Annotated in this window: 1 pseudogene; it reads right to left on the bottom strand. The window is 43.1% G+C overall.

The annotated features are described in order from the left end of the window. Nucleotides 1-63: 63 nt before the first annotated feature. Nucleotides 64-297, bottom strand: a pseudogene (gene pgi / locus AB4653_RS29025) (glucose-6-phosphate isomerase); the annotation flags it as partial.

Below are 297 nucleotides of genomic sequence, written 5' to 3'. Positions count from 1 at the left end.
CATAAAAAACGCCAACCGAAAGGTTGGCGTTTACAATTATTACTTGGTGTTACTTAAACAGTCTTAAGCTTTCAGCGCTTTAAATGCGTTGATTAGACCGTTAGTAGAGCTGTCGTGAGACGTTACTTGTGCATCGTCTGCAAGCTCTGGAAGAATTTGGTTTGCTAGTTGCTTACCAAGTTCTACGCCCCATTGGTCGAAGCTGAAGATGTTCCAGATAACGCCTTGAACGAAGATCTTGTGCTCGTACATCGCGATTAGGTTACCTAAAGAGCGAGGGTTGATTTGCTTAACAAG

This window comes from Vibrio sp. 10N.222.48.A3, from assembly GCF_041475345.1.
Classification (GTDB): Bacteria; Pseudomonadota; Gammaproteobacteria; order Enterobacterales; family Vibrionaceae; genus Vibrio; species Vibrio tasmaniensis_A.
Note: the sequence above shows the minus strand (reverse complement) of the source record. Positions and strands in the feature narration are given on the sequence as shown.